The 21,012-nt window shown below is 47.8% G+C and carries 20 protein-coding genes; 7 read left to right on the top strand and 13 right to left on the bottom strand.

The features are described from left to right. Window positions 1-160: 160 nt before the first annotated feature. On the bottom strand, window positions 161-1,273 hold the full coding sequence (locus PVOR_RS01935) for an HD-GYP domain-containing protein (RefSeq protein ID WP_006207392.1): 1,113 nt from the start codon (window positions 1,271-1,273) through the stop codon (window positions 161-163). Window positions 1,274-1,445: 172 nt separating this feature from the next. Next, entirely contained in the window at window positions 1,446-3,944 is a 2,499-nt protein-coding gene (gene gyrA / locus PVOR_RS01930) for a DNA gyrase subunit A (RefSeq protein ID WP_006207391.1), read from the bottom strand. 409 nt (window positions 3,945-4,353) lie between these two features. Here gyrA and PVOR_RS01925 point away from each other — a divergent pair, with 409 nt between their 5' ends. Together PVOR_RS01925 and PVOR_RS31250 are read left to right on the top strand one after the other, a co-directional pair. Beyond that, window positions 4,354-4,938: a YheC/YheD family protein gene (locus PVOR_RS01925; RefSeq protein ID WP_234972744.1), complete on the top strand. Its 585-nt coding sequence runs from the start codon at window positions 4,354-4,356 to the stop codon at window positions 4,936-4,938. Continuing rightward, a complete protein-coding gene (locus tag PVOR_RS31250) occupies window positions 4,922-5,158 on the top strand; it encodes a YheC/YheD family protein (RefSeq protein WP_234972743.1) in 237 nt (78 codons plus the stop codon). Before PVOR_RS01925 ends, PVOR_RS31250 begins: the two co-directional genes overlap by 17 nt. A 161-nt stretch (window positions 5,159-5,319) precedes the next feature. Here the strand turns inward: PVOR_RS31250 and gyrB are convergent, their stop codons facing one another. The 7 genes from gyrB to PVOR_RS31245 all read right to left on the bottom strand — a co-directional run bounded on the left by gyrB (window position 5,320) and on the right by PVOR_RS31245 (window position 11,927). Further along, window positions 5,320-7,230, bottom strand: coding sequence for a DNA topoisomerase (ATP-hydrolyzing) subunit B (gyrB, locus tag PVOR_RS01920; protein WP_036640565.1), 1,911 nt, complete (start codon window positions 7,228-7,230; stop codon window positions 5,320-5,322). 26 nt (window positions 7,231-7,256) lie between these two features. Then, complete coding sequence (remB, locus tag PVOR_RS01915) at window positions 7,257-7,508, bottom strand: extracellular matrix regulator RemB (RefSeq protein ID WP_006207389.1); 252 nt, start codon at window positions 7,506-7,508, stop codon at window positions 7,257-7,259. Window positions 7,509-7,521: 13 nt separating this feature from the next. After that, window positions 7,522-8,634: a DNA replication/repair protein RecF gene (gene recF, locus PVOR_RS01910; RefSeq protein ID WP_006207388.1), complete on the bottom strand. Its 1,113-nt coding sequence runs from the start codon at window positions 8,632-8,634 to the stop codon at window positions 7,522-7,524. A gap of 56 nt (window positions 8,635-8,690) precedes the next feature. Further along, window positions 8,691-8,906, bottom strand: coding sequence for a S4 domain-containing protein YaaA (gene yaaA / locus PVOR_RS01905; protein ID WP_006207387.1), 216 nt, complete (start codon window positions 8,904-8,906; stop codon window positions 8,691-8,693). 38 nt (window positions 8,907-8,944) lie between these two features. Continuing rightward, window positions 8,945-10,087 carry a DNA polymerase III subunit beta gene (gene dnaN, locus PVOR_RS01900; RefSeq protein ID WP_006207386.1) on the bottom strand — a complete coding sequence of 381 codons (1,143 nt, stop codon included), beginning with the start codon at window positions 10,085-10,087 and terminating at the stop codon, window positions 8,945-8,947. Between the two features lie 203 nt (window positions 10,088-10,290). Then, window positions 10,291-11,637 carry a chromosomal replication initiator protein DnaA gene (dnaA, locus tag PVOR_RS01895; protein ID WP_006207385.1) on the bottom strand — a complete coding sequence of 449 codons (1,347 nt, stop codon included), beginning with the start codon at window positions 11,635-11,637 and terminating at the stop codon, window positions 10,291-10,293. 143 nt (window positions 11,638-11,780) lie between these two features. Next, on the bottom strand, window positions 11,781-11,927 hold the full coding sequence (locus PVOR_RS31245) for a hypothetical protein (RefSeq protein ID WP_155984610.1): 147 nt from the start codon (window positions 11,925-11,927) through the stop codon (window positions 11,781-11,783). A gap of 445 nt (window positions 11,928-12,372) precedes the next feature. On the opposite strand from PVOR_RS31245, the gene PVOR_RS31240 reads away from it, so the two are divergent. After that, complete coding sequence (locus tag PVOR_RS31240) at window positions 12,373-12,756, top strand: hypothetical protein (RefSeq protein ID WP_234972742.1); 384 nt, start codon at window positions 12,373-12,375, stop codon at window positions 12,754-12,756. A 414-nt stretch (window positions 12,757-13,170) separates the two neighbouring features. On the opposite strand, the gene gntK is transcribed toward PVOR_RS31240, so the two are convergent. From gntK to gnd, 4 genes are all read right to left on the bottom strand, one after another. Further along, window positions 13,171-14,718 (bottom strand): gluconokinase, encoded by a 1,548-nt coding sequence (gene gntK / locus PVOR_RS01885; RefSeq protein ID WP_006207383.1) that lies wholly within the window; start codon window positions 14,716-14,718, stop codon window positions 13,171-13,173. Between the two features lie 87 nt (window positions 14,719-14,805). Next, the gene (locus tag PVOR_RS01880; protein ID WP_006207382.1) at window positions 14,806-16,167 is read right to left on the bottom strand and encodes a GntP family permease; all 1,362 of its coding nucleotides are present in this window, start codon (window positions 16,165-16,167) and stop codon (window positions 14,806-14,808) included. A 155-nt stretch (window positions 16,168-16,322) separates the two neighbouring features. Next, the gene (locus PVOR_RS01875) at window positions 16,323-17,000 is read right to left on the bottom strand and encodes a GntR family transcriptional regulator (protein ID WP_006207381.1); all 678 of its coding nucleotides are present in this window, start codon (window positions 16,998-17,000) and stop codon (window positions 16,323-16,325) included. A gap of 134 nt (window positions 17,001-17,134) precedes the next feature. Continuing rightward, window positions 17,135-18,034, bottom strand: a complete 900-nt coding sequence (gnd, locus tag PVOR_RS01870) for a phosphogluconate dehydrogenase (NAD(+)-dependent, decarboxylating) (protein ID WP_006207380.1) — start codon at window positions 18,032-18,034, stop codon at window positions 17,135-17,137. A gap of 455 nt (window positions 18,035-18,489) precedes the next feature. On the opposite strand from gnd, the gene rpmH reads away from it, so the two are divergent. The 4 genes from rpmH (at window position 18,490) to jag (ending at window position 20,941) form a co-directional block, all read left to right on the top strand. After that, entirely contained in the window at window positions 18,490-18,624 is a 135-nt protein-coding gene (rpmH, locus tag PVOR_RS29460; protein WP_006207379.1) for a 50S ribosomal protein L34, read from the top strand. A 221-nt stretch (window positions 18,625-18,845) separates the two neighbouring features. Then, window positions 18,846-19,196: a ribonuclease P protein component gene (gene rnpA, locus PVOR_RS01865; RefSeq protein ID WP_009591465.1), complete on the top strand. Its 351-nt coding sequence runs from the start codon at window positions 18,846-18,848 to the stop codon at window positions 19,194-19,196. 75 nt (window positions 19,197-19,271) lie between these two features. Next, window positions 19,272-20,162: a YidC/Oxa1 family membrane protein insertase gene (locus PVOR_RS01860; protein WP_006207377.1), complete on the top strand. Its 891-nt coding sequence runs from the start codon at window positions 19,272-19,274 to the stop codon at window positions 20,160-20,162. Further along, a complete protein-coding gene (gene jag, locus PVOR_RS01855) occupies window positions 20,159-20,941 on the top strand; it encodes an RNA-binding cell elongation regulator Jag/EloR (RefSeq protein ID WP_006207376.1) in 783 nt (260 codons plus the stop codon). Before PVOR_RS01860 ends, jag begins: the two co-directional genes overlap by 4 nt. Window positions 20,942-21,012 lie beyond the last annotated feature (71 nt).

The following is a 21,012-nucleotide window of genomic DNA, read 5'->3' as shown; positions in this document are numbered from 1 at the left end:
TTCGCACCAGCAACTCTTATAATATATCACACTCTCAAGTACTTAGCAAGCTTTTTTTGAAAAACTTTCTTTCAATGAAAGCTGCGATATATATCCGCTCAGAAGCGGCAAGAAATAATATATCACAGCATTCTTATGTAGGTCAACCCTTTTTTTAAAACTAGGAAATGACTTCTTCTATATAGAGCTGTCGCTGCTGCACCAGATTGATAATCTCCCCTTGAACCGATACCATCGGCCTTGTCGGATGCTGGCTGTCGGTAAATACAATTTCCCCTGAGCTGCCATTGCTTAGACGCACCCTGGTTCCTGAATGCAAGGCTGTCACTTTATGAATGAAGGTCTGAACGATCTTCGGATCCAGTTTGCCGAAGGCTTCAAGCTGAATCTGTTCCAGCACTCGATATGGAGACTGGGCATTCCGATAAAACTTGTCCAGGGTCATCGCATGAAAGATATCCGTTACGGCTACGATTTTGGCATAGATATGAATCTTATTCCCTTCAAGACGAAGCGGATAACCTGAGCCATCTACTTTTTCATGATGCTGCAGGGCCGCGAGCCGCACCCCTTCATTCACCGCCGCCACATTCTTAAGGATCTGATATCCGTAAGTTGTATGCTGGCGCACTTCCTCGTTCTCTTCTTCGGTTAGTTTGGAAGGTTTGTTTAACACAATCGGATCAATTTTAGCATTGCCGATATCATGCAGCAGTCCCGCAAAAGCCACTTGCATCCAGTCTTTCTGCGGAAGCCCTACCCACTGTGCCAGCTTATATGAAGAAAGGGCACAGAGCACAGCGCTGTGATACCGGTAATCATGACGATTTGTCATGCGTGGAATAAATTTGAGAATATGATAATCCTGCTGATGCTTCAATAAATTATCCAGCTGATTACGAACCTCATACATTCGAAGCTCGCCCGTTATTGCAGATTGATAACAGTTTTTGACCAAGATCATGGTTTTGTCGTACTCTTCGTGCAGGGGAAGGTCTTTTCGAACGGGTGCCTCTTCGGTCCCATCCCCCTGCTGACTCCCTGTAAAAATCAGCGACGGCTTCTGCCCTGCAGATTTTACAGTTGGTATTCTTGTACTATCTGCTTCTACAGACTCTACAGCAACCTGATCCACCATAAAAGCTTTGAGTACTTCCAGATCCCGCGGAAGCAAGACCTTTCCTTTTTGAAGCAACAATCCTCCAAGAGGCGTGTGCACATCTTTAGCCAGCTTCACACCGGCCACCACTTCATTCACGGCTTTGATCGTCATGATCAACCCTCTCCATCTATTAGGCTGCACCATGGCAGCAAACTTCACCTTATATTATACATATTATAGTTCGACTTCCGCAGCCTGTACAATACCAATTCCCTGAATTTGTAATCCAAAAGCACAAAAAAAGAGCATAGATGCAAATCTGCATCTATACCCTCTTACTTCGTTATTCTTTAGTTGCCTCTGTCGGCGTTGTGTCGCCGTCCTGGCCTTCTTCATCTTCATCATCCGGTTCCGGATCATCGCTCTTATCCGCACGGCACACCGTACCAACAGAATCGTCCTCACGGATGTTGATCAATTTCACACCCTGAGCATAACGGCCCATGGTGGAGATGCCTTCCATGCTAGTACGGATAATGGTACCGCTAGACGTAATGATCATGAGATCTTCTTCCGATTTCACGACCTTCAATGCTACAACCGGTCCATTCTTCTCCGTAATATTAATCGTCTTGATCCCTTTACCGCCACGGGTCTGGCTGCGGTAATCACTCGCTGGCGTCCGCTTGCCGTAACCTTTGGTCGTTACAATGAGGATATCAAGCTCCCGATCCACAACGTCCATGCCGATGACTTCGTCATCGTCATCCAGCGTAATCCCTTTTACGCCTGTCGCACTTCTTCCCATCGAGCGCACATCGCTCTCCTTGAAGCGGATGGACATTCCCTGCGCCGTTCCTATAATGATCTCCTGCTGACCGTCTGTCAGCTTGACCTCAATCAAGGAATCATCCTCGCGCAGGTTAATTGCAATCAGACCGCCCTTGCGGATATTCACATAATCCTCAAGCGGGGTTTTCTTGACAACACCTTGGCGTGTGGCAAAGAACAGGAAATTATCGCTATCAAAGTTCTCCACCGGGATCACGGCATTAATCGATTCACCCTGCTCAATCTGAATCAGGTTGATGATCGGTGTTCCGCGTGCCGTACGACTAAGCTCCGGAATCTCATAGGCTTTCAGTCGATACGCCTTCCCTTTGTCCGTGAAGAACATGAGGTAATGGTGAGAATTCGTCACGAAGAGATGCTCAACAAAGTCCTCGCTCTTCGTGTCCATCCCCACGACGCCACGTCCACCCCGCTTCTGGCTGCGATACGTGTTCGCAGGCAGACGCTTGATATAACCGGTATGCGTAATGGTGATGATCACTTCTTCCCGTGGAATCAGATCCTCATCCAGGATGCTGTCTTCCCCAACCGTAATCTCTGTACGGCGCTCGTCGGAGAAGCGCTCTTTAATCTCTTGAAGCTCATCATTGATGATCTGAAGCACAAGATGCTCGTTCGCCAAAATTTCGCGCAGTTCCGCGATTTTGGCAAGAAGCTCCTGGTATTCATTCTCAATTTTCTCGCGTTCGAGACCAGTCAGACGCTGCAAACGCATATCCAGAATGGCCTGCGCCTGCTCTTGACTAAGACCAAAACGTTCAATCAAGCCCTCGCGAGCGGCCTCTGTCGTCTGGGACGCACGAATGAGCGCAATGACCTCATCAAGGTGATCCAGCGCAATCCGCAAACCTTCGAGGATGTGGGCACGCGCTTCCGCCTTTCTGAGTTCGAACTCGGTACGGCGGCGAATAACGATGACTTGGTGCTCCAGATAGTAGAACAACACGTCCCGCAGGTTCAAAATTTTCGGCTCATTGTTAACAATGGCAAGCATGTTAATACCGAAATTCGACTGCATGGCCGTATGTTTATAGAGGTTATTCAACACGACATTCGGGTTGACATCCCGGCGCAGCTCAATCACGATCCGCATACCGTTACGATCCGATTCATCCCGGAGATCCGTAATTCCGTCAATCCGCTTGTCACGAACCAACTCGGCAATCTTCTCGACCAGACGAGCCTTGTTCACCTGATATGGAATCTCATGAACGACAATGCGCGCCTTGTTGTTATTCTCTTCAATCGTTGCCTTCGCCCGCATCGTAACGGAACCGCGACCGGTGCGATAGGCTTGACGAATACCTTCACGTCCAAGGATAAAACCCGCTGTAGGGAAATCCGGACCTTGGATATATTCCATCAGCTCCATCGGTGTGATGTCAGGATTACGAATCATCGCCTGAACCCCATCGATAACTTCACCAAGATTATGAGGTGGAATATTGGTGGCCATACCTACTGCGATTCCTGATACGCCGTTTACCAGCAAGTTAGGATAACGCGCAGGAAGAACAACCGGTTCATGTTCCTCACCATCATAGTTTGGAGCAAAGTCTATAGTCTCTTTATTAATATCACGCAGCATTTCCATGGCAATTTTCGATAAACGCGCCTCTGTATACCGCATAGCCGCTGCCATATCGCCGTCAATGGAACCGAAGTTTCCGTGACCGTCAACAAGCATGTAACGCATGGAGAAGTCCTGCGCCATCCGAACCATGGATTCATAAACTGCGGAGTCACCGTGAGGGTGGTACTTACCGATAACCTCGCCAACGATTCTTGCCGATTTCTTATGCGGTTTATCCGGGGCCATTCCGAGTTCAGACATCGCATATAAAATACGACGGTGTACTGGCTTCATTCCGTCCCGTACATCCGGCAAAGCCCGGCTGACAATGATGCTCATCGCGTAATCCATAAAGGACTCGCGCATCTCGGTACCAATGTCCCGATCTTTGATTTGGGAGAAATTTTCTTCCGCCATGCTGGACCTCCTTCATTTTCCTATCAACCATGCCTTGATCTATGTGAAAAAAGCAGAATAGTGATCAGAAACCTAGAAACGCACTAACCTTTATTATATTACTTTCACAAACCGCGCACAATTAAACCCGGGATGGATAGTGAAAGAATGATTTTTGCCCGGATACCGGGATATACGCCCTGTCCTCCGTGCCGCTTTTCACATACAATGCATTGCAAAGAACTTTTTCGAATCATCACATCTTTATATTATACCACTGTTTGTCATACTTGTCCTATGTTTTCCGGGTGCAGCCTCTCTTGCTGGAGTCGGTCCAAATCTTTCATATGAGCTCGGATAAACATGACCTTTTGTTACGAGACAGGCAAAATCCTGTCACACATCACACGGCCGGAAAGGATGAAGATGGTTGGCTATACAACGCGTTGCAAGTAAATGGGCGAAAACGAAAATACTCTTGAACAATAAAGGTCTCGCCTCTTATATTCCCTCTACCCGCCAATATTCTATGGAGGCGCTTGAAGATATGCTTAATACGCACACGCTTGTGTATATTAAGCCGGATCGGGGGACCTACGGCATCGGCGTCATGTCAGTCGAACAGCTCCATTCCCTAAACGCTGAACCTACCGGGACCTCAACTGCTTCCTACAGGCTTCGTTATGACCAAAAGAACGATGTGTTTACCTCCCTCGAGAGTCTCCATAAAACACTGAACGCTCTGTTTCAAGGCCAAGAGTATCTGATTCAGCAAGGGATTCATCTTCTTCGTCATAAAGGGCGCCCCTTCGATCTTCGAGTACTTACACAGAAGAGTCCATCGGGTCAATGGGTGAGCACGGGCATTATTGGCCGGGTGGCAGCCAAGAACAAAATCATTACCAACCACCACAGCGGCGGCGTTGCCCAACACTATAAACCGCTGATGATTGAGCATATGACAGCACAAGAAGCAGAGAACATCCGAAGAGAGCTGAATGTGCGTCGGGGTTAACGTCGCGGCTCAGCTGCAGAAATCCTATCCCAATCTGAAAGAGATCGGTCTTGACGTTGCCATCGATGAACGGTGGAACATCTGGATTTTGGAGGTTAATACTAAACCTGCACTATTCCCGTTCAAGAAATTTTTCAAAGATCCAAGCGTCTATAAACAGGTTAAAAAATATGCTGACGCCTACGGTCGCAAGTTATCCAGCAAGAAAAAAGCGAACTAACCCCTACTGTCGTACGATTCGGTCCTGATAAAGCTTGAACGGTTTGTATAACAAGTACGTGAGAATCATATTCCCTGATGATAAGACAATGTTGGACAAAAAAATAAAGGGGCCCCCAGGCCATCAAAGACCTTGGGATGCCCCTTTTGGCTTACATCCGTTTATACGTCCAAATTCCGGACCGTTTTTGCATGCTCTTGAATGAAATCTCGACGCGGCTCAACGTTGTCGCCCATCAGGGTATCAAACAATGTATCTGCCAGGATTGCATCCTCGATTGTCACCTGAAGCATGGTACGGCTCTCAGGATCCATTGTTGTCTCCCACAGCTGGCCGGCGTTCATCTCACCGAGACCTTTGTAACGCTGTACGTTGATTTTGACGTTCTCGCCGAATTCCTTAATGATCTCGTCACGCTCTTTCTCACTGCCGGCATAACGGATCACCTTGTTGCGCTCGACTTTAAAGAGCGGCGGTTGAGCGATATATATATATCCCGCTTCTACCAGCTTACGCATGTAACGGTAGAAGAACGTCAGCAGCAGGGTACGAATATGCGCACCGTCGACATCGGCATCGGTCATAATGATGATTTTGTGATAACGGGCTTTGGACAGATCGAAATCCTCTGCAATCCCCGTACCCAGAGCCGTAATAATCGCCCGGATTTCGGCGTTGGACAAAATGCGGTCAAGCCGCGCTTTCTCCACGTTGAGGATTTTACCACGCAGTGGCAAAATGGCCTGGAAATGTCGGTCGCGCCCCTGCTTGGCGGATCCGCCGGCAGAGTCACCTTCGACGATGTACAGCTCACTGATGGAAGCATCCTTGGAGGAGCAGTCAGCCAGTTTACCTGGCAGAGCACTCACTTCAAGCGCACTCTTCCGGCGTGTCATCTCCCGGGCTTTACGCGCAGCTTCACGCGCACGCGATGCCTGGAGCGCCTTCTCCAAAATTCGACGGGACACCGACGGATTCTCCTGCAGGAACTCCTGCAGCTTCTCAGCGAACAAGGACTCCACAATACCACGCACTTCGCTGTTGCCTAGCTTGGTTTTGGTTTGTCCTTCGAACTGTGGCTCCGGCACCTTGACCGAAATAATGGCCGTCAATCCTTCACGTACATCATCACCTGACAGGTTGTTGTTGTTATCCTTGATCATCCCGGTTTTGCGGGCATAGTCATTGATAATCCGAGTGAGCGCACTCTTAAAGCCGGATTCATGCGTCCCACCTTCGTGCGTATTGATGTTATTCGCAAAAGAGTAAATATTCTCGGTGTAACTATCGTTATACTGAAGCGACACTTCAACCTGAATATTGTCCCTTGAACCCTCAACATAAATAGGATCTTCGTGCAGAGCTTCCTTCTTCTCATTCAGGAACTTGACGTATTCAATGATTCCGCCCTCGTATTTGAAAAAGTCGGACGCACCCGTACGTTCATCCGTCAGTGTAAGTGCAATGCCCTTGTTCAGGAATGCCAGCTCACGGATCCGTGTTAGCAGGGTGGTGTACTCATATACCGTCGTTTCCGTGAAAATCTCCGGATCCGGCAGGAAGGTTACGGTTGTGCCGTGCTCATCGGAATCACCGATGACTTTGATGTCATATTGAGGTACGCCGCGATGATATTCCTGCTGGTAGATGTGTCCGTCACGTTTAACCTGAACCACGACTTTAGAAGACAGTGCATTCACAACCGAAACGCCGACGCCATGCAGACCGCCGGATACTTTATATCCGCCGCCGCCAAATTTACCGCCGGCATGAAGGACGGTCATAACGACTTCCAACGTCGACTTCTTCAGCTTGGCGTTCTCACCGACCGGAATTCCGCGCCCGTTATCGATAACCGTTACACTGTTATCCTCATGGACAATAATCTCGATATGGTCGCATATTCCCGCCATCGCTTCGTCAATACTATTGTCCACAACTTCCCATACCAAATGATGCAAACCCTTGGCACTGGTAGATCCGATATACATCCCCGGACGTTTACGAACGGCTTCCAATCCTTCCAGTACCTGAATCTGATTCTCATCATATGTCGGTTGATTCATAGACATGCGTTCACCTACTTCTACAGATTCTGTTATGCCTGAGCTACAAAATGATTCGCTCGTTTCTTAAGCGTTGCAGAGGAGATCGGGGAGTAATAGACGATCGTTTTCGTCACCACTATGGATTTCGGATCTTCTTCGCCAATCATCTCCACGACTTTATGCTGCTGGGCATGCGTGACGAACTGCTTGGAGATCTTCGAAGATTTCTCTATCGAGATATCAAATATCCCAACCAGCTCTGACGAACGGATGATCTTCTCTCCGCCCAAATGAATATACATATGGAATCACTCCTTAAGAGCCCACCTGTCCATCATGGACATGAAAAATGCTGGCACCCTTCAATTTGTCGGTATTCAAACTCTCAATTCCCGTCGCCGTGATGAATGTCTGCACTTTGCTCTGGAATGTCTCGATCAATTGTGTCTGCCGGTACGGATCCAATTCAGACAGCACATCATCCAGAAGCAGCACCGGATATTCACCGATCTCTTCCTGTATCAGCTCAATTTCAGCCAGCTTCAAAGATAGCGCCGTCGTCCGCTGCTGGCCTTGGGATCCATACGTTTGGACTTCTTTGCCATTAATATAAAAAGCCAGATCATCTCGATGAGGACCTGCCAATGTCATACCACGCCGTATTTCTTGCTCTTTCATTTGTGATAATTTTATCATAAATGTCTCAAATAAGACAGCTTCATCTTCTTCCTCCGCGTCAGCAAAGGACGGAAGGTAGTGCAGCGAGAGATCTTCGAGGCCGTTTGTGATGCCCTGATGGATGCTTTCGGCCCACTTTTGCAGCTTTTTTATAAATTGTTTCCTCTTCTTGACGATTTTAACACCATGTTCTGCCAATTGGCTGTTCCAAATGTCCAGCATCGCTTGCTCGGCGCTGCCTTTTCCCCATAATTGCTTCAGCAGATTGTTGCGCTGCACAAGCACCTTCTGGTATTGCTGCAGATGAAACAAGTAGCTTGGAGCCACCTGCCCGATCTCCATGTCAAGAAACCGGCGGCGAACCCCCGGCGTGCCTTTGACAATCTCCAGATCCTCGGGCGCAAACATCACGACATTGAGCGAGCCGATGAAATCGCTGAGCTTCCGCTGCTCCAGCCCGTTAATCTTTGCCTTCTTCCCCTGCTGAGACAGACTCAGCTCAAGCTTTAAGGCGCCATACTTGCGATCGATCTCTGCCGAGACATGGGCATGCGATTGCTCGAATCCAATCAATTCGCGATCCTTGGAGGTGCGGTGGCTCTTCGTTAAAGCCAATACGAAGAGCGCCTCCATCAAATTCGTTTTTCCTTGCGCATTGCGTCCGATAATCAGATTGACATCACCAAACGCCTCAAGCTGCAGCTTCTCATAGTTGCGATAGTGCTGCAGGCTGACATTTTTGACAAACAAGCTTATCCTCTCCCTCGTCTTCCGCGCTTAGCGCCAAAGCGGCTGCGGGAGGCTGTCTATTGTGCTGCCACCTGAAACGTTCCGCAGTCCTCCACCTTGATAATGTCGCCGGGAACCAGTTTGCGTCCGCGCCGCTCTTCCTTTTCGTCGTTGACCAGGACTGCTCCTTCCTGCAGCAGAGCCTTTGCCATTCCACCTGTGGATACGCAATCTGAAAGCTTCAGGAACTGATCCAGCTTGATATATTCACTGTGGATAAATATTTGCTTCATGACTTCGTCCTTTCATCCCTATCAACATGGGGATAACTTTAATTGGCCGTACGGTACGGCAGAATAATATATTGGCTCTTGCTGTCGTCCAGCGGCTTCAGAACGATCGGGCTCATCACGCCCATAAAAGCGATCATCAGCTGTTCACTCTCAACCACCTTCAACACATCGAGCATGTACTTTGAGTTAAACGAGATGCGCAGCGGCTCCCCTTTGAAATCAATCAAATCCAATTCTTCACGCACTTTACCGAGCTCCGATGAGCTGGAGGAAATTTCAATGCCTCCGTGTTCCATCGTTTGCAGGAGGACAATGTTCGTTTTTTCCTCTTTGGAGAGCAGATAGGCACGATCGATCGACTCGCTCAATTTTTTTGTGTCCAAAACAAGTTCTGTTTTATGCGATGTTGGAATAATTCTAGAAGTATCGGGATAAATTCCATCGAGTATACGGGAATAGAACAGAACACGGTCAATTTTAAATAATACCTGATTATCTGCCACAACGATATCTACAAGTGTATTTTGGTCCGGAATGATCTTGCTCAGCTCATTGAGTGTTTTGCCTGCAATAACGACATTGTTGAACGAAATGTCCTGAGTCCCCTCAAGCTGTGCTGAACGCGTAGCCAAGCGGTGACGGTCCGTAGCGGTAAATTTCAGCTCGTTATCGTTAAGATTCCACAATACCCCTGTCAAAATAGGCGTTGTTTCATGGGTGGAGATCGAAAATACCGTTTGCTTGATCATATTTTTCAGCAGATCCCCGGGTATAGACACGGTTTGGCTGTCTTCAATGTTGGGCAATACCGGGAATTCTTCGGGATCCAAGCCGACCATCTGAATTTCCGTTGCTCCTGAAGAAATAAAGGTTTGGAAGTTGTCTTTAACCTCCATCTGAATTTCTTGGGAAGGCAGTTTCTTGATGATTTCAACGAAAAATTTAGCCGGCAGCACAACACTACCAGGCTGCTCTACTTGCACGATCGTATGTTTCTCATCTTCCGAAGGAATAAACGATTGAATGGAAATATCAGTATCGCTAGCGGTTAGTGTAACACCTGAATAAGTGACGTCCAGTTTAATGCCGCTGAGGATCGGGATTGTGGTTCGGCTGGAAATCGCCTTCGATACGTGTTGAATGGATTCGTTTAATACATTTTTTAATATGCTGATTTTCATCAATTTCACTCCTTACGGAAAAATGAGAGGGGTTTTTATCACGTGGCGAATGCCATGATGATCCCCCTCTTTATGGTTAATTTATTTATTAATTATTATTAGTAATAGTAATAGGGGCACTGAATATGTGGATAAGCCCCAGAAAAGGCATAAAATTAAGCCTATCCACATGTGTATAGATTGTGCATAGGCTTTGAACTTGTTCAGGATGGATTTTTGATTTTCTCTGTAAGATTATTGACCACTTTGAAAAGCTCCTGGTCATTTTTCAGAGATTGGGTAATCTTCTCATGGGCATGTATGACAGTGGTATGATCCCGGCCTCCGAATGCCTCTCCGATCTTGGGAAGAGAGTAATCGGTCAATTCGCGGGACAAGTACATGGCAATTTGCCGCGGAAACGCGACGGCTTTGGTCCGTTTACGGGCTTTGAAGTCTTCGAGCCTCAGGTTGTAATACTCGCCAACCTTCTGCTGGATGTCCTGAATCGTAATCATTCTCGGCCGGCTGGACGGGATGATATCCTTCAATGCCTCAGCTGCCAGATGTGTTGTAACGTCCTGATTGGTCAGGGAGGAATAAGCAACTACACGGATAAGGGCACCTTCCAGCTCTCGAATGTTCGTATCGATCTGATTCGCGATATACATCATGGCTTCGTTCGGGATATCCAAATTCTCGGCCTTCGCCTTCTTGCGAAGGATGGCGATCCGTGTCTCCAGATCCGGCGGCTGAATATCGGTGATTAGTCCCCATTCGAACCGGGAACGGAGCCGTTCTTCCAGCGTCGGAATCTCCTTAGGCGGACGGTCACTGGATATGATAATCTGCTTCCGCTCTTCGTGCAGGGCATTGAACGTATGGAAAAATTCCTCCTGCGTCGACTCTTTGCCTGCCAGGAACTGAATGTCGTCAATAAGCAGAATATCGACGCTGCGGTACTTGTTGCGGAAGCTTTCAGCGCGGTTGTCCCGAATGGAGTTGATGAATTCGTTGGTGAATTTCTCGGAGGAAATGTACACGACTTTGCTGCTGGGATTGTGCTCCAAAATATAGTGGCCGATGGCATGCATCAAGTGTGTTTTTCCAAGCCCTACCCCACCATATAGGAATAATGGGTTGTACGCCTTAGCCGGAGCTTCGGCAACAGCGAGTGAGGCAGCATGTGCAAATCGGTTGCCCGAACCGATAACAAACGTGTCAAACGTATACTTCGGATTCAGCATATGGGACTGAATTTCTTCCCCGGATATCTCAAGCGGCGGCGATGGCTGCTGCAGCACAGGTTCGTGTCCTTTTGCCTCTTCAATAACAAAGCGAACATCAACCTGCTTGCCCACCACCTCCAATACAGTTGCACTAACCAGCTTGGTGTATCGGCTCTCCAGCCATTCCACCGCAAATGTTGTCGGTGCAGAAATGACGACGGAGTGATCGTTAATGGTCAATGCCTTCGTAGCTTTAAACCAAGTGTCAAAACTCGGTTTGCTCAGCTTGGTTTGTATAATCGATAATATTTCTTGCCATAATTCGGAAGTATGGCTTTCCAAAACTGTCACTCCTTTAAATCTTCCAAATGTGGCTAGAGCCATGTGTGGAAATGTCGAAAGAAAATGAATGATGTCTAATTATCCCCAGAACTAAACCCTGTGGAAACAAAAAAATAATGGATAAATTGAAATTGTTCACAACTTTATCCACAGCCTGTTGATAATATTATAGCTTCATTCACATATTCACAACCAAAAGTAATATCATCATAGCAAAAGAAGGCCTTATTTTCAATGTATGTCGCTAATTTATCCACAAATTCAATACGTTGTGCATAATTATTATTCACACCACTATATATTGTTTATAATCTGTTTAGCTTTCGACATCATCGGCTTCAAAGCGCGAAAAATTATTCACAGGTTGTCCGATTCGCAAGCAGAATTTTCTTCTCTCACCATCTGTTCATAACTTTTGGTTGAATGTTCTAGCAGTAAATAAATCGACCAAAGGTGAAAAATGGCTGTGGATAGTCCTCGATGAAATCGAAAGATTTCAATTTGAGGGCTTTTTTTGATAGGGATATTGTGGTTTTGCATTTATGATGAGCTGTATAAACTATCAAATCGATGCATCTCATGAGTAGAACTCACATTGGCAGGTTTATATTACGCTGGATGTTGCTAGGGGCTGGAACGCTGGAAGTTTCATTGCAACCTTCTTTATCCTGAACCCGTACTATTAAAAAATGGGATTGGGGGAAACCCAGCATGTGGACAGAGGAGGAAAGCAGCTTGGAGTGGAGAAAAATAGGGCTTGTACTCTTCTTAGCCATCGCATTGGTTCTGATCGGAGTGTGGGCGAAGGGCTATTATTCGAAGAAAGTGTTTTATGTGGAAGGAGTAAAGTACTCGAAAGTTGTCGAATCAGGGAGCGGGGTCGATCGAATACAGGGCGTTCATTCGGCCGTGGGGAGGCCGTTATACGTCCATTCCTATGATGAGGAAAAACGGGTTGAGATGGGCGGCGAGCAGTATGAAATCCGGCCGAATGATCCGAAAACGGGCCATTCTACGTCATATGATGTGCTTTATCCTGACGGAAAGAAATATCGTGTGGAATTGTTCGGAGAACGGAACGGAAATTTATTTCATACGATGAACAGGGGGAAATGGTGATCCCCGGCATGAGGTTCACGGATAGCGCTGGCCAAATTCATCGATCCGATCCGCAAGAGCCTCGCTACTATCCTTACAGAGCTTGCTAAAGCTTCTAATGAGCAGTTTCATGACCCCAACGGCAGCGTAGGATTCTTTTTGATAGCCCTCGGGTTAGGGATCATGAATTGGTGTTTTTTCAGATATGAGCCTTTTCAACGTTTTATGTTTCATATGTCACCCTCGAATCTGATGATAGATAATCCGGAGCCTAGCGATTTCTACTTCTTTATGTGCAAGGTGGGGGGCATATTCGGTATGGGATTTTCTCTGTGGATATTTTTTAGTCATGCGCTGTAATAAAAAAATAAGAAAAGCCCGTTTTTCGACATGGATTTCCTCCGTCGAAAACGGGCTTTTACTTATATAGTAAGTTTACGATTGTTCGAATCTGCGCTGGAATTCGGTAATCGCTTCATAATCTTCCTCCAGCTTCCGCGAAATGCGGATAAAGATGGGCAGCAGCGCCTTATAAACGTCGGAGCTTTCTTTTACAGGATGGTGTTCGTGGGTACCGCCGACCATCGTTCCAACGATGTCGAGTGATTCCGCTCTTCCTGTAGCGTACAGACCGAGCACCACGGCACCAAGACAGGAGCTTTCATAACTTTCCGGTACGATAACCTGCTGATCAAAGATATCCGCCATCATTTGCCGCCAGATGGGAGAACGGGCAAAGCCGCCGGTGGCGTGGATTTTGGCCGGTCGGCCGATTTGCTCCTCCATCGCCAGCAGCACGGTGTACATATTAAAGATCACACCCTCCAAAACGGAGCGGATCATATGCTCTTTTTTATGATTCAGGGTCAAGCCAAAGAACGATCCCCGGGCATTAGGATCCCATAATGGTGCACGTTCTCCGGTCAGATACGGGTGAAAGAGAAGCCCGTTCGACCCTGGTGGAATACGGTCCGCGATTTTGGTTAACACATCATACGGATTGATGCCAAGCCGCTTGGCCGTTTCAATCTCCGAGGCTGCGAATTCATCCCGCACCCAGCGGAATATCATGCCGCCGTTATTAACCGCGCCTCCGATGACCCAGTGCTTCTCGGTAAGGGCATAACAGAAGATACGACCCTTGGGATCGGTCATCGGCTTGTCCACTACGGTGCGGATCGCACCGCTCGTTCCGATCGTGGCCGCAACGACGCCCGGCTGGATGGCGTTCACGCCCAAGTTGGATAGAACGCCGTCGGCAGCTCCCATCACAAATGGCGTGGACGGGGAGAGGCCCATGGCTGCAGCAAATTCATTTTTCAAGCCCTTCATGATATGGGTGGTGGGTACAATCGTGGACAAGTGGTCTTCGGTGATGCCGGCAAGTTCGAGGGCCTGCTGATCCCATGCCAGCTGCTCGAGGTTCATCATCCCGGTGCTGGATGCAATGGAATGGTCGACAACATACTGCCCGAATAATTTGAAATAGACGTATTCTTTAATCGAAATGAATTTGGCAGCTTGATTATATACGGATGGCAGCTCGTATCTCATCCACATGAGTTTGGTGACAGGGGACATGGGATGAATCGGTGTTCCGGTACGTTGGTACAGCTCCATGCCGCCCAGTTCTTTTTTTAGCTTCGCAGACCAGGCTGCGCTGCGGTTATCCGCCCAGGTGATGCAGCGGGTCAGCGGGGTGCCATTCCCATCAACGGCAATCACGCTGTGCATGGCCGCGCTGAATGAGACAAACAGGACTTGAGCAGGGGCTATTCCGCTCTGTGTCATGACCCCTTGGACAGAAGCAATGACGGTTTGAAAAATTTGCTCCGGATCTTGCTCTGCCGTAGAGGGGGTAGGGGTGAGCAGGGGATATTCACCGCCGGCTTTGGCTACAACCTCGCCATTCTCTTTGAACAGCACCGCTTTGGTGCTTGTTGTTCCGATATCAACACCGATCATATAGTTCTGCGTACTCAAGAGACATACCTTCTTTCTACGTAAGGGCACCCAGGCAGCTGCTTGAATATCAGCCTTCCGGGAGCCCTCATGTGTCTTATAGCTTTATTATACAATTACATTCAGAACAAGAGCCAACACAAGTCCAGTTACGGACAGGATGGTCTCCAGCACGGTCCAGGATTTGAGGGTCTGTGATACCGTCATATTGAAGAATTCCTTTACCATCCAAAAACCTGCATCGTTTACATGAGACAATACGATGGAACCTGCGCCGGTAGCGAGCACCACAAGCTCCACATTGACGCCTGGCGTCATGGCAAGCACGGGAGCGACAATACCGGCTGCTGTTGTCATCGCAACCGTTGCAGAGCCGGTTGCGACCCGTATAAGCGCAGCGACAAGCCATGCAAACAGTATGATGTTGATGTTTGCACCCGTCGCGATTTCGGCGATGGCGTTACCAACGCCGCTATTGATCAGCACCTGCTTGAACGCACCGCCCGCCCCGATGATCAGAATGATCGTTGCAACAGGGGCGAGACATTCACTGGTGAAGCGGGAGAGATCATGTTTGTTGAAGCCGCGGGCGAATCCAAGCGAGAAGAAGGAAAAGACCGCAGCAATCAGCAGTGCAATGATCTCATGACCGACGAATTTGCAGAACACGGATATAAAGCTGTTGGACTCCGGATCGATAATATCAGCCGCAGAACCAATGAGCATCAGAATAACCGGCAGCAGGATCGTAAACAGGGTGATGCCGAAGCCTGGCAACCCGCGGTCCGCTTTGCTTGAGAATTGCTCGGCCAGCTCTTCAGGCGGATCCGTCATGATACGTTTACCGATAAATTTACCGAACACCGGTCCAGCAAGAATTGCAGCAGGTATTCCAACCAGGAATGAGTACAGAATGGTCATGCCAAGGTCCGCATTATAAGCTTCAATCGCGATCATTGGAGCGGGATGGGGCGGCACCAGACCGTGTACGGTGGACAATCCGGCCAGAATGGGAATACCGATGTGCAGCAGGGACATTTTTGTTTTGCGGGCAACCGTGAAGACGATAGGGATCAACAGGATGACACCAACCTCGAAAAATACCGGTATACCTACAATAAAGCCGACAACCATCATGGCCCAGTGGACGCGCTTCTCACCGAACCGATCCACGAGGGTGGTTGCGATTTGCTCAGCGCCGCCGGATTCCGCCATCATTTTCCCGAGCATCGTACCCAGGGCGATAACGATTGCAATCGTTCCAAGCGTACCTCCTAAGCCGCCTGTAATCGAAGTAATAACGTCTGCAGGCTGCATGCCTGTCAATAAGCCAAGCATCAGTGCGGAAATCAATAGCGTAACGAAAGGATTCCATTTATATTTGGATATCAGCACGATCAGGAAGACGATCGTCAGCAGTGTCCAGATCATCAAAGTAGCATTATGACTGAGACCGAATAGTGAATTCATACCTTGCTTCCTCCTATAGTTGACCCATATTGAATCAGGAAAAAGATAATAGTTGAGATGTTCCGGGATAGTATACCCAAAACAAAGCGAATCTCATTGTATACTTGTCGACAACTTAAAGCATGCCAATCGTCATAAAGGAAAGGAGGATTAACCTAACCCTCCGGAAAACTAAGATGAAGCGTTTGACGGGAATCATCAAAATAACGCTGAACCGCCGTCTGAATCCTTGCCGAATCCAGGGATTCCATCTCTGCGATGAGCTGCAGATGTTTATCCATGACATAACGGACTTTGAATTCCCCACCACTGAACACCTGACGTGTCGTAATTAACATGACAGTGATCACGATCGGACGAATGCTCTTCCATAGATGAAGAATTCGTTTATGACGGGCTTCCGTAATGATTCGTTCGTGGAATGCCAGATCCTGATAGGAGAACTCAACCGGGTCCTGGTGCTTGGCGGCAAGCTCCATTCGGTCCACGATTTGTTTTAATTGTTGGACTAATTCAGGCTGCGGATGTACAAATACATGTCCCTGAACGAAGCTCTCAATAAGATAGCGGACATCGTACAATTCCTCAACTTCCTTAAGCGATAAGCCCATAACCACTGCGCCCATGCGTTCCAATTGGATTAACCCTTCGCTGGACAGCGTTTTCATTGCTTCCCGGACAGGGGATCTGCTGGTGCCGAATTCTCCCGCGATTCGGTTCTCGGACAGGATTTCCCCCCGTTTTATGGTGCCGCTAATAATTTGCAGTCTCAGTTCACTTGCGATGGCCTCTCCGAGAGAGGCTCCCTGAAGCCAGGTTGAGGGATATTTCATAGCATGATTCTCCAATCCGATGCTGATTCTTGTGTTTCTAGTGGTAATAATACCACATGCGAAGAGAAGGGGACCATGAATGCGTTCTGCGCAGGATGCCCTTATGTATCAGCAGGGATTAACGAAGAAAAGAGCTATTCCGATTTCTCAACTGCATGGCCGCCGAATTCATTGCGAAGCGCGGCCACGACCTTGCCGTGGAACGCATCCTGGTCAAGGGAGCGGTAGCGCATAAACAGGGACATGGCGATAACCGGTGCGCTTGCTTGAACTTCGAGTGCGGTTTCAACGGTCCATTTTCCTTCGCCGGACGATTGCATAACACCTTTAATGCCTTCGAGCTTGGGATCTTTGGAAAAAGCATTCTGCGTCAGCTCCATAAGCCAGCTGCGAATGACGGATCCATTCGACCATACCCGAGCAACGTCCTCGTATTGGAAGTCAAATGCGCTTTTCTCCAATACTTCAAAGCCTTCCGCAATGGATTGCATCATGCCGTATTCAATTCCATTATGAACCATCTTCAGAAAATGGCCGCTGCCGCTGTTCCCTGCATACAAGTAACCGTTCTCAACTGCCATATCTTTAAACAGGGGTTCGATGGTAGCAAATACGTCGCGGTTGCCCCCGATCATAAAGCAGCCTCCGTTATGGGCACCTTCCATGCCGCCTGAAGTACCGGCATCAAAGTAGTGGATCCCTTGGTCCGTCAGTTTGGCTGCGCGGGCAATGGAATCTTTGTAATGGGAATTCCCGCCGTCAATCAGAATATCGCCTGGCTCCAGTAGAGGTGAGAGAGAATCGATGACGGAATCTACGATATTTCCTGCAGGCACCATCATCCATAGGATGCGTGGTTTATCCAGCTTGGCCACAAGAACTTCGGTTGACGATGCGGGTTCGGCTCCATATCCAGCAGCTTGACTGACCAACTCCGTATTTAAGTCGTAAGCGACGACCTGATGCTGCTGATGAATCAGATTTTGAACCAGATTGAGGCCCATTTTACCTAGACCGATCATGCCAATTTTCATAAAACAATGCAGCTCCTTCTTAGGTGTATACTTGTATACAACTTTAATTCAGTTATTTATACTACTCTTTTATAGCTCCTGTGTAAATAAGGAAGCTTTGGAGAAATGGAAAGGACATGATGATGTCCGAAATGACATTCTCAAGTTGTTTAAATAGGTTATCCCCATGTGGATAATTCAAAACTAGCAAAAATGACTACTTGTGGAAAACTTATGTGTGGGAGCAGGACAAGTTGGGTTTGACTTTTGGGCACGAACGTGATTAAATATATAAAGGCATTTTCTGTGAAGATGAGAACATTATCCGCTTGCTTTTAGCGGTCTGTTTACAAGATATACGTCCATAGACGTCGGTTCAACAAATCGCGGTCTATTCTTCCGTGAAAGTGCGTCAATTGACGTTTTGATCTTAAAATATGGGTAAGAGAGATTCCTGTAAGGGGGTGCATTAATTCATGAGACCGACTTTCAAACCGAATGTGAGCAAACGTAAAAAGGTACACGGCTTCCGTAAAAGAATGAGCACGAAGAACGGACGCAAAGTATTGGCTAACCGCCGTCAAAAAGGAAGAAAAGTACTGAGCGCTTAATATTGTGCCGCGAAGACCACCGAGGTGGTCTTTTTTTCGTAATATCTCCTGGAGTGTGAGGAGAGTCCTATATTATGAACACCATGCGCGTTAAATTGGTCGTAAAGTATTCAAATATAGGTGTTTATCGCTGTTTTGGCATGACTATACTATTATAATAGTAGAGATGCCGGGAAGCTTACGATGTGTTGAACTTGATTAACGGCAGGCGGGAGAAACTTGTGCATAGAAAACTTCGTTTACGAAACCGCGCTGATTTCAGCCGGGTATATCGACACGGAAAATCCTTCGCCAATCATCAGTTTGTTGTATATTGGTCACGCAAAAAAGAGGTAGAGCAGTTCCGCGTGGGCGTTTCATGCAGCAAAAAGATCGGCAATGCGGTGGTCCGCAACCGGATGAGACGGCTGGTTAAGGAGATTGTCAGGCACCACCAGCATCAGATTATCGAGCATATCGACTTGATCTTTATCGTTCGAAAAGGCGCCCTCGATAAGTCCTATCAGGAGCTGGAGAAAAGCGTGCTTCATGTATTGAGAAAATCGTCCCTTTTGAAAGCGAAGAGGGGCTGAACCATGTGTTTATTTGTCCATATAAATATGTTATGATTTACCGTGGAATGGAATGGCGAAGAGAGGGGTTTTGAAGTGTCGTTCATGAAGACAAGACGAGGAAAATGGTTCCTCCTCACCGCTGTAATTCTTGCAGTGGCCGTTATCTCAGGTTGTGCACCTGGAGCAGACCAAACGCGTACCATTGAAGATTTGAAAAATGGGGGCTTTTGGCAGAGCAACGTTGTTTACTACTTTACATTGGCACTGGATACGTTTGCTACATGGTTTAACGGTGAATACGGATTGTCCGTACTCGTGATGGTGCTTATCGTTCGTACCTTGATTTTACCGCTGACTCTGAAACAGGTCAGAAGCTCGAAGGCAATGCAGGCCATCCAGCCTGAAATTCAGAAAATTCGCGAGAAATATAAAGATCAGCCTGAAAAAGTTCAAATGGAGACGATGAAGCTCTTCCAGGAGAACAAGGTTAATCCGATGGCGGGATGTTTGCCGCTGATCGTTCAAATGCCAATATTTATCGCACTCTATCATTCGATTTACTATAACAATCTCCTTCGTGACCATGAATTCCTGTGGCTTCAGTTGGGACAACCGGACAAGCTGTTCATTTTGCCGGTGCTCGCAGCGATAACCACTTACCTGCAAACTAAAATGATGATGAAGATGAACCCGTCTCCGCAAATGGGGATGATGCAGTTCATGTTGTTCGTTTATCCGATTTTGATCTTTGTGATGTCCTTCCAGTTCCCGTCCGCACTTCCGTTGTACTGGTTCTACAGTAACCTTTACACGATCGTGCAGAACTACTTCTTGTACCGCAACAATGACAAGGCTGCTGTCGTGGCGAGCGTAGCCAGTGCAACCGAAGGTCAGAAGAGCAATAAAAGCGGCAATAAGAACGGGAAAAAGGGTGGCAGCAAAGGCGGGAAAAAAGGTTCGAAGGGAGCCAAGAAGTCGAGATGAGTAAAATCGTCGCAACAGGAAAAACCATTGAAGATGCTGTCGCACAAGGGCTGGCCCGATGGGGTGTAAGTCAAGACCGTGTATCGGTTCAAGTATTGAGTCAGCCATCAAGAGGATTCCTGGGCCTGTTCGGGGTCAAGGAAGCGAAAGTAGAATTAACGCTCCTGCCTGACCATGCCGGCGGCGATTCACCTGTGAAGGAAGCTCCTTCAAATACGCAAGCTGCATCGGCCAAAGAGGTTCAGATCTCTCATACCTCTGTTATGACGCCTGAGACGGCTGTCACTACGAAGGCAGAGGGCCCTGGTGCAGCTTATATTGAAGGGAAGGACCCCTACCAGGAAGCCATCGCCTTTCTCCTTGATACGGGACAAGCCATGGGGCTTGATATTACGGTGGAGTTGGAGAAAGGGAAAGACTATGCAACGCTTCAAATTTCCGGTGCCGGACTCGGGCTGATGATCGGCCGCAGAGGTCAGACACTGGATGCCCTGCAGTACCTGGCGAATATTGTTGCGAATCGGTATTCCGACAGTTATCTTCGTATTGTACTGGATGCCGAGAACTTCCGTGATCGCCGTAGAAAGACGCTGGAAGATCTGGCAGATCGATTGGCGGGACGGGTTCTGAAGACTCGCAAAGAGATTGTGCTCGAGCCCATGCCGGCTGCCGAGCGGAAGGTAATTCACGCCAAGCTCCAGTCACATGGAGCCGTGAAGACTTACAGCAAGGGAGAAGAGCCAAACCGGCGGGTTGTCATTACACCCAAGTCTTCCTAAATAAGTTGAAGAGCATATATGATCAATGACTCCTTAAGTTCCAAGAGGGAGTCATTGTTTTTTAAAGAGAC

Origin of the sequence: Paenibacillus vortex V453, assembly GCF_000193415.1 — a bacterium.
Classification (GTDB): Bacteria; Bacillota; Bacilli; order Paenibacillales; family Paenibacillaceae; genus Paenibacillus_AQ; species Paenibacillus_AQ glucanolyticus.
Note: the sequence above shows the minus strand (reverse complement) of the source record. Positions and strands in the feature narration are given on the sequence as shown.

Excerpts from the sequence above, each read along its gene's own strand:
- PVOR_RS01935 (WP_006207392.1), bottom strand. The coding sequence starts at position 1,273 with ATGACGATCAAAGCCGTGAATGAAGTGGTGGCCGGTGTGAAGCTGGCT.
- gyrA (WP_006207391.1), bottom strand. The coding sequence starts at position 3,944 with ATGGCGGAAGAAAATTTCTCCCAAATCAAAGATCGGGACATTGGTACC.
- PVOR_RS31250 (WP_234972743.1), top strand. The coding sequence starts at position 4,922 with ATGTGCGTCGGGGTTAACGTCGCGGCTCAGCTGCAGAAATCCTATCCC.
- gyrB (WP_036640565.1), bottom strand. The coding sequence starts at position 7,230 with ATGTCTATGAATCAACCGACATATGATGAGAATCAGATTCAGGTACTG.
- remB (WP_006207389.1), bottom strand. The coding sequence starts at position 7,508 with ATGTATATTCATTTGGGCGGAGAGAAGATCATCCGTTCGTCAGAGCTG.
- yaaA (WP_006207387.1), bottom strand. The coding sequence starts at position 8,906 with ATGAAGCAAATATTTATCCACAGTGAATATATCAAGCTGGATCAGTTC.
- dnaN (WP_006207386.1), bottom strand. The coding sequence starts at position 10,087 with ATGAAAATCAGCATATTAAAAAATGTATTAAACGAATCCATTCAACAC.
- PVOR_RS01880 (WP_006207382.1), bottom strand. The coding sequence starts at position 16,167 with ATGAATTCACTATTCGGTCTCAGTCATAATGCTACTTTGATGATCTGG.
- PVOR_RS01875 (WP_006207381.1), bottom strand. The coding sequence starts at position 17,000 with ATGAAATATCCCTCAACCTGGCTTCAGGGAGCCTCTCTCGGAGAGGCC.
- gnd (WP_006207380.1), bottom strand. The coding sequence starts at position 18,034 with ATGAAAATTGGCATGATCGGTCTAGGTAAAATGGGCCTCAATCTGGTT.
- rpmH (WP_006207379.1), top strand. The coding sequence starts at position 18,490 with ATGAGACCGACTTTCAAACCGAATGTGAGCAAACGTAAAAAGGTACAC.
- jag (WP_006207376.1), top strand. The coding sequence starts at position 20,159 with ATGAGTAAAATCGTCGCAACAGGAAAAACCATTGAAGATGCTGTCGCA.